Origin of the sequence: Streptomyces sp. NBC_00249 (assembly GCF_026342355.1) — a bacterium.
Taxonomy (GTDB): domain Bacteria; phylum Actinomycetota; class Actinomycetes; order Streptomycetales; family Streptomycetaceae; genus Streptomyces.
Genome location: NZ_JAPEMV010000010.1, coordinates 116962 through 130627 on the forward strand (window position 1 = coordinate 116962; position 13666 = coordinate 130627).

Here is a 13666-nt window from a genome sequence, read left to right on the forward strand (position 1 = left end):
TTCCCCCGTACGACCGGCCGGCTAGTCGCTGGCGATCGCGTTCAGTACGTTCATCCGCCCCGCCCGGAAGGCCGGGACCAGTGCGGCGAACAGGCCCACCAGGGCCGAGCCGGCGAACACCCCGAGGATCGTCGGCCACGGGATCTCCAGCACCTTCAGGCCTTCGAGGGCCAGCAGCTGCTGCGCGGTCGCGCCCCAGCCCATGCCCAGGCCCAGGCCCAGCAGGGCGCCGAAGAGGGCGATGACCACCGACTCCAGGCGGATCATGCGGCGCAGCTGGCGGCGGGAGAGGCCGATGGCGCGCATCAGGCCGATCTCGCGGGTCCGCTCGACCACCGAGAGGGCCAGGGTGTTCACGACGCCCAGGACCGCGACGACGATCGCGAGGCCGAGGAGCCCGTAGACCATGTTCAGGAGCTGGCCGACCTGGTCCTTCAGGGCCTGCTTGTAGTCGGCCTGGTTGCGCACCTTGTACTGCGGGTACTCCGCCAGGCCCTTCTTGACCTCCTCGTAGGCGGTCGCGGCCTGGCCGTCCTTGGCGGTGGCCAGCAGCATGAAGGGGCGGGGCAGCTTGTCGGCGGGGACGCTGGCTTCGGCGAGCGCCGTGCTGACGTACTTCATGCCCTTGTCGATGTTGCCCTCGTCGAGGGTGATCGCCGCGACCTTGAGCTTGACGGTGCTGCCGCCGGTGAAGGCGACCGTCAGCTCGTCGCCGAGCTTGACGTGGTGCTCGTCGGCGTAGATCGAGCCGACCGAGATGGTGTTCTTGCCGTACGCCGCCTCGTGCTCGCCGGCCCTCATCTTGCGCCGGATGTCCTTGGCGTAGGTGGGGTCGGTCGCGCCGACGCCTTCGAGGACGCTGGTCCCGTCGGGGGCGGTGATCTTCGTGGGGAGTTCGCGGTAGGCGGTGACGTGGTCGAGGCGGGTGTTGGCCCGCATGGCCTGCTCGGCCTGCGGCATGACCGGCTGTCCGGTCTCGGAGCTGACGATGTAGTCCGCGCCGACCGACTTGTCGAGCTCGTCGGTCGCGGAGGCCACCATCGAGGAGCCGACCACCGACAGGCAGGCGACCAGCGCCAGTCCGATCATCAGGGCGGCGGCGGTGGCGCCCGTGCGGCGCGGGTTGCGCAGCGCGTTGCGCTCCGCGAGCCGTCCGACGGAGCCGAAGGGCCGCAGGACCACCCCGGACAGCACCCGGACCACTCCGCCGGCGAGCAGCGGGCCGATCACGATGAGGCCGATGAGGGTGAGCACCACGCCGAGGCCCAGCCACAGGGAGCCTGCGGCGGCCTTGTCGGCGGAGGCGGCGAGGAGCAGTGCCGCGCCGCCGATGCCGGTGACGACCAGGCCGAGGACGGCGCGGACCACTCCGGCCTTGCGGTCGCCGGGGGTGCCGGCGTCGCGCAGGGCGGCCATCGGGGAGACCTTCCCGGCGCGGCGGCCGGGGACGTAGGCGGCGACGACGGTGACGACGATGCCGAGGACGAGGCCGACGACCGGGGTGGTCCAGGCGACCGTGAGGTCGTCCGTGGACAGCTCCATGCCCATCTGCCCCATGAGCTTCATCAGTCCGACGGCCAGGCCGATGCCGGCCGCGACGCCGAGGACGGAGCCGACGAGGCCGAGGAGGAAGGCCTCGACGAGGACGGAGCGGTTGATCTGCTCGCGGTCGGCGCCGATGGCGCGCATCAGACCGATCTCACGGGTGCGCTGGGCGACCAGCATCGAGAAGGTGTTGAAGATCAGGAAGATGCCGACGAGGAAGGCGATCCCGGCGAAGCCGAGCATCACGTACTTCATGACGTCGAGGAAGGAGCCGACGTCCTTGCGGTTGGCGTCCGCGGCTTCCTTGGAGGTCTGGAGCTTGTACGCGTCGGCGCCGACGGCCTTGGAGACGTTCTGCTTGAGCTGCTCGTCGCTCACCCCGTCCTTCGCGGTGACGCTGACGTGCGTGAACGCTCCGGCGGTGCCGAGCAGCTGCTGCTGGGCGGTGGCGGTGTCGAAGTAGACGAGGGTCGCGCCCGGGTTGGTCACCTGGAAGGTGGCGATGCCGGCGATCTTCGCGCGGACGTCACCGGTGATGGTGATGGTGCGCAGTTCGTCGCCGAGGGCCAGGTGGTGCTTCTTGGCCGTGTCGTTGTCGATCATCACCTCGGTGGGGCCGCGCGGGGCGTGGCCGGAGGTGATCTTCATGGACTTGAGCTCGTTGTCGTTCCAGTTGCCCGCGATGGTGGGGGCGCCGGTGGTCGAGCCCAGGTTCTCGTTCTTGGCGTTGACGACGGTGACGGCGGTGGACAGGACCCCGCCCTCGGCGCCCTTGACGCCCTCGGCTGCGGCGACCTTGGCGACGAGCGCGCCGTCGAGGGTCTCGGGCCGGCCGGTGTCGGGGGTGTCCTCCCCGGACTCGGCCTTCTTCGGGGTGACGGTGACGTCGGAGCTGGTCACCGCGAAGAGCTTGTCGAAGGTGGTGTTCATCGTGTCCGTGAACACGAGGGTGCCGCAGACGAAGGCGACGGACAGCAGGACGGCGATGGCGGAGAGCGCCATGCGGCCCTTGTGCGCGACGAAGTTGCGCCGCGCGGTCTTCATGACGGTCACGAGGTCCGCCCGCGCGCGTCGAAGTCCTTCATCCGGTCCAGGACCTGGTCGGCGGTGGGCGCGTACATCTCGTCGACGATGCGGCCGTCGGCGAGGAAGATGACGCGGTCCGCGTAGGAGGCGGCGACCGGGTCGTGGGTGACCATGACGATGGTCTGGCCCAGCTCGTCCACCGACTGGCGCAGGAAGCCGAGGACCTCGGCGCCGGCGCGGGAGTCGAGGTTTCCGGTGGGCTCGTCGCCGAAGATGATCGCCGGGCGGGCGGCGAGGGCGCGGGCCACGGCCACGCGCTGCTGCTGGCCGCCGGAGAGTTCGGTGGGGCGGTGCTTGAGGCGGCCCGCGAGGCCGACGGTGTCCACCACCCGGTCCAGCCACTGCGGGTCGGGCTTGCGGCCGGCTATGTCCATGGGGAGCGTGATGTTCTCCAGGGCGTTCAGCGTCGGCAGCAGGTTGAAGGCCTGGAAGATGAAGCCGATCTTGTCGCGGCGCAGCTGCGTCAGCTTCTTGTCCTTGAGGCCCGTGATCTCGGTGTCCTCCAGGTGGATCTGGCCGCTCGTCACGGTGTCCAGGCCGGCGAGGCAGTGCATCAGCGTGGACTTTCCGGAGCCGGAGGGGCCCATGATCGCGGTGAACTGCCCCCGGCGGATGTCCACGTCCACCTCGTCGAGGGCGACGACGCGGGTCTCGCCGGATCCGTAGGCCTTGACGACCTTGCGCGCCCGGGCGGCCACGGCGTCGTGCGCGCCGGTGCCCCCGTGCCTGGTTTCGGTCATCGCCGATGTCACGGTCTTCTCCCCTGTTGGTTCGTGCGTTCGCGCTCGAAGTCTGCTGGGCGGGGGCTCCGGGCGCGCTGGTGCCCATCTCCGTATCCACCGGGGGGTTAACCCCACCCCCCGGTCCCGCTCATATGAATCAGTTAAGGACGTGGAAGGACCTTCGTCCTCATCCGACGGGACGAAAGACCCATGGGCCGCAATGCTGAGGGACCCCTAGGGGATGTCCACCCTTCGGGCTATCCGGTGTAGGGGATACCGTCCGGCGCACCCCCGGTGAGATGGTGTTTTCTCGATCGTGAGGGGGACAGGGTGGCGGCAGCCGACAAGAGCGCGCGGGCCGCGGGCGGGGCGACGGCCGGGCCCGCGGGAGGAAAGGTTTCCGCCAGGGTCCCCGGGCGGCCGCCCAGGCCCGTCGTCGTCTCCCTGATGCTGAGCATGGCCCTGGTGGCACTGGACAGCACGATCGTCTCCACCGCCGTGCCGCAGATCGTCGGGGACCTCGGTGGGTTCTCGGCCTTCTCCTGGGTGTTCTCCGGCTACCTCCTCGCCGTCACCGTCACCCTCCCCGTCTACGGCAAGCTGAACGACACCCTCGGCCGCAAGCCCGTCCTCCTCTTCGGAACATCCCTCTTCCTCGTCGGCTCGGTCCTGTGCGCCTCCGCCTGGAACATGGCCGCGCTGATCGCGTTCCGGATCGTCCAGGGGCTGGGCGGCGGCGCCCTCCAGAGCACCGTGCAGACCCTGGCCGCCGACCTCTACCCGCTCAAGGACCGGCCGCGGATCCAGGCCCGGATGACCACGGTCTGGGCGTCCTCCGCCCTCCTGGGCCCGGCCCTCGGCGGACTGCTCGCCGCGTACGCGGGCTGGCGGTGGACCTTCCTCGTCAACGTGCCGCTCGCCGGGCTCGCCCTGTGGCTGACCGCCCGCCACCTCGTGGAGCCCGTACGGTCCCCCGGGCGGCGGGGCCCCGTCGACTGGGCCGGGGCGCTCGGCGTCTTCGCCTGCGGCGGGCTGCTGCTGTTCGCGCTGGTGCAGGGCGGGGTCGCCTGGCCCTGGCTGTCGGCGCCCTCGCTGTCGCTGCTGGGCGCGAGCGCGGTGCTGGCGGCCGTCGTGGTGCGGGTGGAACGACGCGCCGAGGAACCGATCCTGCCCGGGTGGGTGTGGCGCCGGCGCACGATCGCCGCCGTCAACCTGGCGCTGGGGGCGCTGGGGCTGCTGATGGTCGCCCCCATGGTGTTCATGCCGACCTACGCGCAGACCGTGCTCGGTCTCGGGCCCGTCGGGGCCGGCCTCGTGATGTCCCTGATGACCCTGAGCTGGCCCGTGTCGGCCGCCTTCTGCCAGCACGTCTACCGGCGGATCGGCTTCCGCGACACCGCCGCGCTGGGCGTGTCCATGGCCGCCGTGATCCTGTTCTCCTTCACCCTGCTCCCCCATCCCGCGCGGCCGTGGCAGCCCGCGCTGGTCATGCTGCTGCTGGGCGCCGCCCTCGGCCTGTTCCAGCTGCCGCTGATCGTCGGGGTGCAGTCCACGGTGGGCTGGGCGGAGCGGGGCACCACCACCGCCTCGGTGCTGTTCTGCCGGACCGTCGGGCAGAGCGTGGGGGCCGCGCTGCTGGGGGCGGTGGCCAACACGACCGTCGCCGCCCGGCTGGCCGACGCCCCGCTGCCCGGGCTCCCGTCGCGGCTGGAGGACGTCTCGCGGGCCCTGGCCGAGCCGGGCGCGCTCTCCCCCGCCGCCACCGAGCACCTGCGCGCCGCCGTCGCCGCGGCGGTGGACCACATCTTCCTCGGCGCGACGGCCGCCGCCGTGGCGGCCCTGCTGATCCTGCTGCTGGTGGCCCCGCGCAGGTTCCCGGTGCTTCCCGAGCAACAGTGAACCTTGTCATGCACCCGGCCAGTGGGTGACCCTCGTACGCATGGCATCCGCACTCCTCGCACTGGCGTTACTCGCGGCGCTGACCGTGCCCGTGGCCCTGCGCCTGTACCACCACCCGCAGTTCGCCACCGGCCGCGACGGCCGCCTCTCCACCTCCACCACCCTCGCGCTCGCCTGGACCGTGATCCTGGTCTGGCTGCTGCTCGCGATCCTCACCTACGGCCTGACGGCGGGCGGCGGGGTCGCGTACTTCCGGGGCGCCGACGGCCCCCTGTCCACCCTGACCACGGTCTACCTGCCGCTGCTGGGCGGCCCGTACGTCGCCATGATCGGGGCGAAGACCGTCGTGGGGATCCGGGTGGAGAGCGGCAGCATGGCCAAACCGGCCCCGAAGCCCACCGCCGGCGGCCGCCGCCCGCTGCGCGAGCTGATCGCGAACGACAGCGGCCGCACCGACCTCGTGGACCTCCAGTACGTGGTCCTGAGCGCCGTCACCATGCTCTACGTCGTCCTGTTCTTCCTCTCCGACGTGGGCGGCGGCCTCCCCCACCTGCCGTCCGAGATCTGGGCCCTGACGGGCGCGCCGGCCGGGGCGTACCTGGTCAACAAGATGGCCACCCGCGCGAACCCGGTGATCACCCACGTCTCGGTCGCCGAGGGACGGCTCACGGTCGAGGGCGGCGGCTTCACCGAGCCCCGCCTCACGGTGGACGACACCGCCCTGCCCGCCGAGGCCGACGCCCTGACGGGCGCCCTGACGGCCCCTCTGCCGGCCACGGCCCGGGCCCCGTTCACCGTGGTGGTCACCTCCCGAGGGCTGCGCAGCGACCCGTACCGCTACTCACCCTCCTGAGCCCCACCCTTGTGGCGGACGTAATAACGGGCCACCCGGGCACGATTGCCGCAGACCGAGGCGACACACCAGCGCCGACGGGGGTTCGCGGGAAGGAACAACAGCACGCACCCCTCCCCCTCGCACTCCCTGACCTGCCCGACCCGGGGGTCCGTCAGCAGCTCGGCCACCGCCTCCGCCAGCTCGCCCGCCAGCCGCCGCGCGGCATCGGCGCCCCGCCGGGACACCACCCCCGGGCCCCCCTGCTCCCCCCACACCACCTCCCGGCGGGCGGGGGCGGCGGCCAGGATCCCGTTGAGCGCGCGCAGCTCCCGCGCGGGCGGCCGCTCCCCGCGCCGCGCGGCGTCCAGCAGCGGCCCGGCGGCCTCCCGTACGGCGCGCACGGCGGCGAGCTCGGCCTCCCCCACCTCGCCGGCCGGCTCCAGCCGCCCGGCCTCCTCGGCCAGCCAGGCGGCCAGGGCTCCGGGGTCGTCGAGGAGATCGGCGGCGGCGGGCCGGGTGTTCAGCAGGTCCAGGGCGAGGGGCTCGCCGACCAGCGGGAAGGAAACCATGCCCCTAATGCTACCAATCCCTCTTGACCCATTAACGATCTCCCGTCAGACTAATGCCACACCACCACCTGGAGGCATGTGATGACCGTGATCGCGCACCGCACCGTCGACGTGGACGGCGTATCCGTCGCCTACCGCGAGAGCGGCCCCGCCGACGCCCCGGTCCTGCTGCTCCTGCACGGCTTCCCCACCGCCTCCCACCAGTTCACCCGCCTGATGGACGCGCTCGGCGACACCCCGTACCGGCTCATCGCCCCCGACTACCCCGGCTTCGGCCGCACCGAAGCCCCCGACGGCTTCACCTACACCTTCGACCGGCTCGCGGACATCGTGGAGGGCTTCACCGACGCCCTCCACCTGGACCGCTTCGCCCTGTACGTCTTCGACTTCGGCGCCCCCGTCGGACTGCGGCTCGCCACCCGCCGCCCGGAGCGGATCACCGGCCTGATCGTCCAGAACGGCAACGCCTACGACGAGGGCCTCTCGGACATGGCCCGGGAGTTCTCCGGGCTCTCCCGCGAGGTCCCCGGCAACGAGGAGCAGGTCCGGGGCCTCTTCACCCTGGAGGGCACCCGCTTCCAGTACGAGGCCGGGGTCGCGGACCCCTCCCTCGTCTCCCCCGACAGCTGGACCCTGGACGCCCACTACCTCGGCCTGCCGGGACGCGCCGACGCGCAGGCCGACCTGGCCTTCGACTACGCCTCGAACTTCGCGCACTACCCGGCCTGGCAGGCGTGGCTCCGCGAGGCGCGGCCGCCGGTGCTCGTCGTCTGGGGCGCGGGGGATCCCTTCTTCACCCCGGCGGGGGCCAAGGCGTACCTGCGGGACGTGCCGGACGCGGAGGTCCACGTCTTCGACGGCGCGGGCCACTTCGCCCTGGAAACCCACCTCTCCCGGATCACCCCCCTGATCGCAGCCTTCCTCCCCCACCTCCCGGCCTGACCCCTGGCCGGGGCGGTACCGATCCGCCCCGCTGCGCGGACCCGTAGCCCCACCCGGCAGATACCGGCCGTCCCGCTGCGCGGAGCCTTGGCCCTGGCCGGCCGGTACCGGATGTCCCGCTGCGCGGGGCTGGTCCCCTACCCACCCTTCCACCGTTCCCGCCTCAAACGCCGGCGCGGCTCAAAACCCCTGGGGCTCCGCCCCGGGCCCCCACGCCTCAAACGCCGGCGAGGCTGGATGTGCCGGCGGGGCTGGATTGGGCGTAGCCGTTCGCGTGCGGGTCCGCTCCCGGGGGCCAGCCCCCGGACCCCCGCTCCTCAAACGCCGGAGGGGCTGGATCGGGGCCGGCGTAGCTGGGAATGGGGGCTGGGCGGGATCAGGGATCTGGCTTGGGGCTGGACCGGATCGGAGACGTGAGGGGTCGGGGACGGGGTGGGGTGCCGTCCGGGATGTAAAACGTGATTTGTTGGCGCGCGGTACCCCGTCACTGGACGAAGCTGCGGAGGGGGCGCCATAAATCATGCCTATCCCGGACGGCACCCCACCCCGTCCCCGACCCCGCCCGCCCCCGCCCGGGCAACGGCCACCCCTCCCGGCCCTGCCCGGCCCGGTAACGGCACCCCGACCCGGCTGGCGCAACGGCTACTTTGGCCCCTGCCCGGACAGGGCAACGGCCACCCCCGGCACCGCCCGGCCCGGGCAACGGTTACCCCCGGCACCGCCCGGCCAGGGCAACGGCTACCCCCACCCCCGCCCGGCCAGGGCAGAGGTTCAGCCCTCCGCCGGAGCCCGGCCCGTCAGGGCTGCCAGGCTGGAGCGGACGTGGTTCATGTGGGCCCGCATCTCCTCCTGGGACTCCGCGTGCTCCCGCAGGATCCGGTCCGTCTCCCGCCCGACCCGCTCCTCCCGCACCCGCGCCTGCGCCAGCACCTCCGCCGCCCGCGCCTCCGCGTCCTCCTGCCCGTGCCGCGCCGACTCCTCCGCCTCCGCGAACCCCCGCCGCGCCTCCGCCAGCCGCGCGTCCGCGTACCGCTCCAGCTCCGCGTTCCGCGCCTCCAGCTCGGCCTCCCGCGCCGCCAGCTCCCGCTCGGCCGCGTCCCGCCGCTCCCCCTGCTCCTGCTCCCGCTCCGCGAGCAACGCCTCCGACCGGCGCCGCGTCTCCACGAGCCCCGCCTGCGCCTCCGCCCGCCACCCCGCGGCGTCGTCCCGCGCCTCCGCCCGCTCCGCGTCCGCCTCCCGCTGCGCCCTCAGCAGCCCCTGCCGCGCCCGCACTTCAGTCTGCTCGCGCACCGCCTCCGCGTCGTGCCGCGCCAGTTCCGCCACCCGCTCCGCGTGCGCCTCCGCCGCGCCCCGCGCCTCGGCGGCGTCGGCCCGCGCGTCGCTCCGCAGGACCTCCGCCTCCTCCTGCGCGAGCAGCAGGATCCGCCGGGCGCGCTCGCTCAGTTCGTCGTACGTCTGTGGGGCCAGCCCAGCCACGGCGCCCCGCAGCCGGTCCGCCTCCGCCTCCATCTGCTTGGCCAGGACGGTCAGCCGCGCCACCCGTTCCCAGGCCTCGTCCCGGCTGCCGGCCAGCCGGGTGAGGTACCGGTCGACGTCCTCCGTCCGGTAGCCACGACCACGCACGGTCGAGAACATGGGTGCACTCATCCTGGAAGCGCCTCTCTCGCGGGGATTGCTGTCAAGGATGCGTCATTTGAGGGCAGAAGCCGGAATGGCCGGGCCGGGACCCCGTTCGGGGGTCCCGGCCCGGCCATTCATCCGATCACCCGATCAGAGGAGTCCGTCCCACATCTGCTCCAGCAGGACCGACCACCAGTTCTCCGGAGAGGCCAGCGCCGCACTGTCGAGGCCCGCCAGATTCGCCTGGAAATCGACGGTCCACCGGCCCGCCTGCTCCGGCGTCAGATGCTGCCTCAGCCGCCACATGTGACCCAGCATCGCCAGCGAGCGCGCGAACTGCGGCAGGCTCGAGTTCACGAACTGCGGCGGCACGGGCGCCCCGCCGGGACCGCCCTCCACCGGCACCGCCACTATGTGCGCGGTTCCGTACTGAACGCACAGCGCCTTGCCGAAGTCGCTGCCGACCACCAGGTACGAACCCGCGTCGGACGCCGGCTGCACCTGCCGCTGCGCCGCCATCTCGGCCAGCGTCGGCACCGGCTGGCCGGGCACGGCCTGCGCCCAGAAGAACGGCCCGAAGTCGACCGGCAGACCCGCCCACATCAGGGTCTGCGCCACGATCTCCGGCACGCCCTGACGGGACACCGCCCGCTGGTCGAAACGGAACACGCCCTGCGGCCCGAACGCCCCCGCCAGTTCCTGCGCGATCGCGTCCATCGGGATCGCCGGCTGGAGCGGAACCTGCGGCAGCGGAGCCCGCACCGGAGCCGGACGCGCCGGACCGTCCGCCACCTGGTGCAGCTCACCCTGATGGGTGATCAGGTGGCGCATGCCCTGCTGACGGCCCGCGTGATCGGTCCCGTACGGAGCCACGCTCGTGATCCGCACCTGCGGCCAGGTCTCCCGGATCATCCGGGCGCAGTACCCGCCCGGCAGCTCACAGGACGCCAGCTCCGTGTGCAGCTCCAGCACCTGCTGCGGCGGCACGTTCATGGCGCGCAGCTCGTACAGGATCTGCCACTCGGGGTGCGGGGTACCGGGCGCCGAGCGGCGGATCAGCTGCTGCTCGGAACCGTCGGGCGCGCGGTAGCGCAGGACGGCCTGGTAGCCGGGACCGACGGTGGGCACCCCGGACGGAGCGGGACCGCGCGGCGGCGCGGGCGGCGGCACCACACCGGGACCGGCCAGCATCGTGGCGGCATGCTGCGCCGCACCACCAGGAGCCCCAGGCGCACCAGGCGCCCCAGGAGCACCAGGCGGGCCGGGCGGACCGGGCGGACCGGGCGGCTGCACCACAGCAGGACCCGCCAGCATCGTCGCGGCATGATCGAGCCCCCCACCAGGCGGCGGCGTGGGCGGACCAGGCGGACCAGGCGGCGCGGGCGGAGCACCGGGAGCCTGCACCACACCAGGACCGGCGAGCATCGTCGCGGCATGCTGCGCCCCACCACCAGGAGCGCCAGGCGCCCCGGGAGCCCCAGGCGGGCCGGGCGGACCGGGCGGACCAGGCGGCTGCACCACAGCAGGACCGGCCAGCATCGTCGCGGCATGATCGAGCCCCCCACCGGGCGGCGCGGGCGGCGCAGGCGGCTGCACCCCGCCCCCACCAGAAGCCCCCAACCCCCCAGGACCACCCGGCGCACCCGGCATCCCCGGCGCACCCGGACCCCCGGCAGCACCCGGCACACCAGGAGCACCCGGAGCACCCGGAGCACCCGGAGCACCCGGGACACCCGGGACACCCGGAGCGCCAGGCGCACCCGGGCCACCAGCCATCCCCGGACCTCCGGAACCCCCCGGCACACCCGGCGCCCCAGGCGCCCCCGGCATCCCCCGGCCCCCCGAACCCCCCGCCCGCGGCGCATAGGCCCGGCTGGTCGGCGCGTCAGCGATGTCGGCAGCCTCCGCCGACACCTCCGCCCCCATCCCCAGCCCCGGCACGATCGCGGTCTTCGGCAGCTGGCTGCCGCCCGCCATCAGCGTCGTCTTGGCCTCCGGCGCCACCGCGGGCGTCGCGGGCCGGTCCTCCAGGTCGGAGCCGGACAGCGGCGGCGCGAACACGGTCGCGGGCAGCGGTACGGAGCCCTCGTCGGCGCTGGAGTTCACATCGGTCCCGGCCCACGGCGTGGACCCGGCCGGGACCCCGTCGTTCGCGGTCGGCTCGTACGCAACCTCGCCCCCGCGCCGCAACGGCACGGGCCCCGGATCCACAGCCGACGGAGCGGGAGACGGAGCCGGGGACGGAGCGGCCGGCGACGACGACGGCCCGCCCGGAATCCCCGCCCGGTCCGCCGCCTCCTGCAGCCACTCCGGCGGGCTCAGCATGAACGAGGTCTGCTCCGAGTCGATCCGCGGCGGCGGCACCGAGGCCTCCGCGGCGGCGGCCGTCGCGGCGGCCCCGTACTCCTCCTCGTACCGCCGGATCACCTCACCCACCGGCAGCCCCGGCCACAGCGTCACCTCACCGCTGTCCCGCGCGATGACCAGCCGCTGCCGGCCACCGCCGGACACCGGCCCGGCCGCCCGGTCCTCGGCCCACACCACGAAGCCCAGCCCGAACTCCCGCACCCGCACCTCGCGGTGCTGGTACCCGGGCACGTCCCCGTTGATCCATTCCTCGGCGCGTTCCTGCGCCTGCGCGAAAGTCACCACCGCGCGATCACCCCTCACCCGAACCGGAAAGCACGACCGGAACCGAACGCGCGAATCCGCCGTCCACCATCAGACCGGCCACCGTCTCCAGCTCCGGCGGGTTCCCCGCCAACCGCTCCAGGAAGGCATCGAAATCGGCACCGCACGGCAGCAACAGCCGCTCCACCCGCTCCTGCACCGTCCAGCCGTCCCGGTCCCGCGCGTCGTCGTACGGGGAGAACCAGACCGAACCGACGCCCTCGCCCTTCACCTTCACCGCGAGCAGCCCGCCCTGCGCGAAGGCCACGCACAGGTAGTCCTTCGTCAGGTGGTCCCGCAGGCACTTGTTGACGTAGACGAGGTCGTTGACCGCCGCCTCCTCGCGCACCGTGAAGAACGGCTGGTCGACGAGCAGGCCCAGCTCGACGAAGAGCCCCGCGCCCACCGGCGCGCAACCGCCCGCCGCCTTCAGGAACGCCCGGTACGCCTCCGGCAGCCGGTACCCGAGGTCCTCCTCGACGCCCTGCACCTGCTGCTCCGTCACCGACACCACCGACTTCGGCAGCCCCATGTGCACCGGGCGCACCTCCTGGAGGGCCCGCGTACCACGCTTGTCGTGGTCCACCGGAGCCGTCGCCAGACCCGCGTGATGCCGCAGCAGCGCCTTCACCTCGACCGGCACCAGCTCCATCCGGCGCGAGCCGGCCACGTGGTGCCAGGTCCAGCCGTGCGGGGTCGCCACCGCTCCGACCGTGTCCCACAGCTCGTGGCGCGCGGCCCGCATCGCGGCGTTCGCGGACACGCAGTCCGTCAGCCGCAGCTCGTCCACGCCGAAGCCCTCCGGGGGCTCCGCGATCTCCACGGCCGCGCGCGCGTACCGCGAGAAGTCGGGATGGCCGTTCCCGTCGATCCGCACTCCGTGGGGATGCCGAGCAGCCCGGACCGGGTCCGGGAAATGCACGACCTGCCCCGAGTAAGCGGCGTTGGGTGGCGCGGCCTGCTGCCCGAGCCGACCTGTCGTCATGGCGGTAGCCCCCTGCTGGATCTGGCTGGTTCACCACAGCCTATGTGCTCCGGCAAGACCCTCACCCGCCCGCCGGCCGGCCACGGACCGGCGGGACGGGAACATCCGAATTGATACGAATATTCGACCCCGCTTCCACACCACAGGGGACATTTGACAGGCTGTCCCCGCAGCACGGGGGCGTGCGCGACAGTGGGCGACACCGCCGCCACGGGAGGGAAGGAGCGACCATGCACACGGCGACTACGCACAACCTGGCACCTCGCACGGACCGCACGGACCACGCGCAGGACACGGAAGCCGGCGCCACCGGCGACCCCCGCCTGCGCTGGAGCAGCACCGGCGGCCCGCACACCCCACCCGTGCTCCGCTTCCGCCGCGACGGCATCCTGCCCACCGTCGCCGCCGCCCTCTCCGTACGCGGCGAGACCCTCACCGGCACCGCCGGCAAGGCCGACCAGCCGCCGACCCTGCACCCACTCGTCCAGGACTTCCTCGACACCCTCACCAGCGGCCAGCGCGAACGCTTCACCGGACGGTGTCCCGAAGCGATCCTGCTCTCCCGCCACCTCGCCGCCGTCGAGGGCGCCCGCAGCCGACGCGCCTCCCGCAAGCCCCTCACCGCCAGCGAGGCCCGCCGCTCCCTGAAGCACGCCCGCATCACCGCCCGCCGCATCCGCGAGGACGGCGACCCGCTCCACGGCACCTACGCACCGCCCTGCCGCTCCTGCGACGCGCTCCTCAACCACTTCGGCGTACGCCCCGTCGACCTCACCCACCCCGAGTAGCCACC

At 73.3% G+C, this 13666-nt stretch carries 10 protein-coding genes; 4 read left to right on the plus strand and 6 right to left on the minus strand.

All coding sequences use genetic code 11. The features are described from left to right. Positions 1-21: 21 nt before the first annotated feature. Both OOK31_RS34370 and OOK31_RS34375 read right to left on the minus strand, forming a co-directional pair. Complete coding sequence (locus OOK31_RS34370; RefSeq protein ID WP_267091327.1) at positions 22-2598, minus strand: ABC transporter permease; 2577 nt, start codon at positions 2596-2598, stop codon at positions 22-24. Further along, positions 2595-3383, minus strand: coding sequence for an ABC transporter ATP-binding protein (locus tag OOK31_RS34375; RefSeq protein ID WP_267091328.1), 789 nt, complete (start codon positions 3381-3383; stop codon positions 2595-2597). Before OOK31_RS34375 ends, OOK31_RS34370 begins: the two co-directional genes overlap by 4 nt. A 300-nt stretch (positions 3384-3683) precedes the next feature. Here OOK31_RS34375 and OOK31_RS34380 point away from each other — a divergent pair, with 300 nt between their 5' ends. Together OOK31_RS34380 and OOK31_RS34385 are read left to right on the plus strand one after the other, a co-directional pair. Then, positions 3684-5252: an MFS transporter gene (locus OOK31_RS34380; RefSeq protein ID WP_267091329.1), complete on the plus strand. Its 1569-nt coding sequence runs from the start codon at positions 3684-3686 to the stop codon at positions 5250-5252. A gap of 40 nt (positions 5253-5292) precedes the next feature. Beyond that, the gene (locus OOK31_RS34385) at positions 5293-6105 is read left to right on the plus strand and encodes a hypothetical protein (protein ID WP_267091330.1); all 813 of its coding nucleotides are present in this window, start codon (positions 5293-5295) and stop codon (positions 6103-6105) included. On the opposite strand, the gene OOK31_RS34390 is transcribed toward OOK31_RS34385, so the two are convergent. Next, positions 6090-6656, minus strand: coding sequence for an ABATE domain-containing protein (locus OOK31_RS34390; RefSeq protein WP_267091331.1), 567 nt, complete (start codon positions 6654-6656; stop codon positions 6090-6092). The genes OOK31_RS34385 and OOK31_RS34390 overlap by 16 nt on opposite strands. Positions 6657-6737: 81 nt before the next feature. Here OOK31_RS34390 and OOK31_RS34395 point away from each other — a divergent pair, with 81 nt between their 5' ends. After that, complete coding sequence (locus OOK31_RS34395) at positions 6738-7598, plus strand: alpha/beta fold hydrolase (RefSeq protein WP_267091332.1); 861 nt, start codon at positions 6738-6740, stop codon at positions 7596-7598. Positions 7599-8369: 771 nt separating this feature from the next. On the opposite strand, the gene OOK31_RS34400 is transcribed toward OOK31_RS34395, so the two are convergent. The 3 genes from OOK31_RS34400 to OOK31_RS34410 all read right to left on the minus strand — a co-directional run bounded on the left by OOK31_RS34400 (position 8370) and on the right by OOK31_RS34410 (position 12873). Continuing rightward, positions 8370-9233, minus strand: coding sequence for a cellulose-binding protein (locus tag OOK31_RS34400; RefSeq protein ID WP_267091333.1), 864 nt, complete (start codon positions 9231-9233; stop codon positions 8370-8372). 135 nt (positions 9234-9368) lie between these two features. Next, the gene (locus OOK31_RS34405) at positions 9369-11870 is read right to left on the minus strand and encodes an SUKH-4 family immunity protein (protein WP_267091334.1); all 2502 of its coding nucleotides are present in this window, start codon (positions 11868-11870) and stop codon (positions 9369-9371) included. Positions 11871-11877: 7 nt separating this feature from the next. Further along, the gene (locus OOK31_RS34410) at positions 11878-12873 is read right to left on the minus strand and encodes an SMI1/KNR4 family protein (RefSeq protein ID WP_267091335.1); all 996 of its coding nucleotides are present in this window, start codon (positions 12871-12873) and stop codon (positions 11878-11880) included. Between the two features lie 230 nt (positions 12874-13103). On the opposite strand from OOK31_RS34410, the gene OOK31_RS34415 reads away from it, so the two are divergent. Further along, complete coding sequence (locus OOK31_RS34415) at positions 13104-13661, plus strand: YwqJ-related putative deaminase (protein WP_267091336.1); 558 nt, start codon at positions 13104-13106, stop codon at positions 13659-13661. Positions 13662-13666 lie beyond the last annotated feature (5 nt).

What these genes read in the sequence shown, in the direction of transcription:
- OOK31_RS34385 (WP_267091330.1), top strand. Translation starts at nt 5,293, where the DNA reads ATGGCATCCGCACTCCTCGCACTGGCGTTACTCGCGGCGCTGACCGTG.
- OOK31_RS34390 (WP_267091331.1), bottom strand. Translation starts at nt 6,656, where the DNA reads ATGGTTTCCTTCCCGCTGGTCGGCGAGCCCCTCGCCCTGGACCTGCTG.
- OOK31_RS34395 (WP_267091332.1), top strand. Translation starts at nt 6,738, where the DNA reads ATGACCGTGATCGCGCACCGCACCGTCGACGTGGACGGCGTATCCGTC.
- OOK31_RS34400 (WP_267091333.1), bottom strand. Translation starts at nt 9,233, where the DNA reads ATGTTCTCGACCGTGCGTGGTCGTGGCTACCGGACGGAGGACGTCGAC.
- OOK31_RS34410 (WP_267091335.1), bottom strand. Translation starts at nt 12,873, where the DNA reads ATGACGACAGGTCGGCTCGGGCAGCAGGCCGCGCCACCCAACGCCGCT.
- OOK31_RS34415 (WP_267091336.1), top strand. Translation starts at nt 13,104, where the DNA reads ATGCACACGGCGACTACGCACAACCTGGCACCTCGCACGGACCGCACG.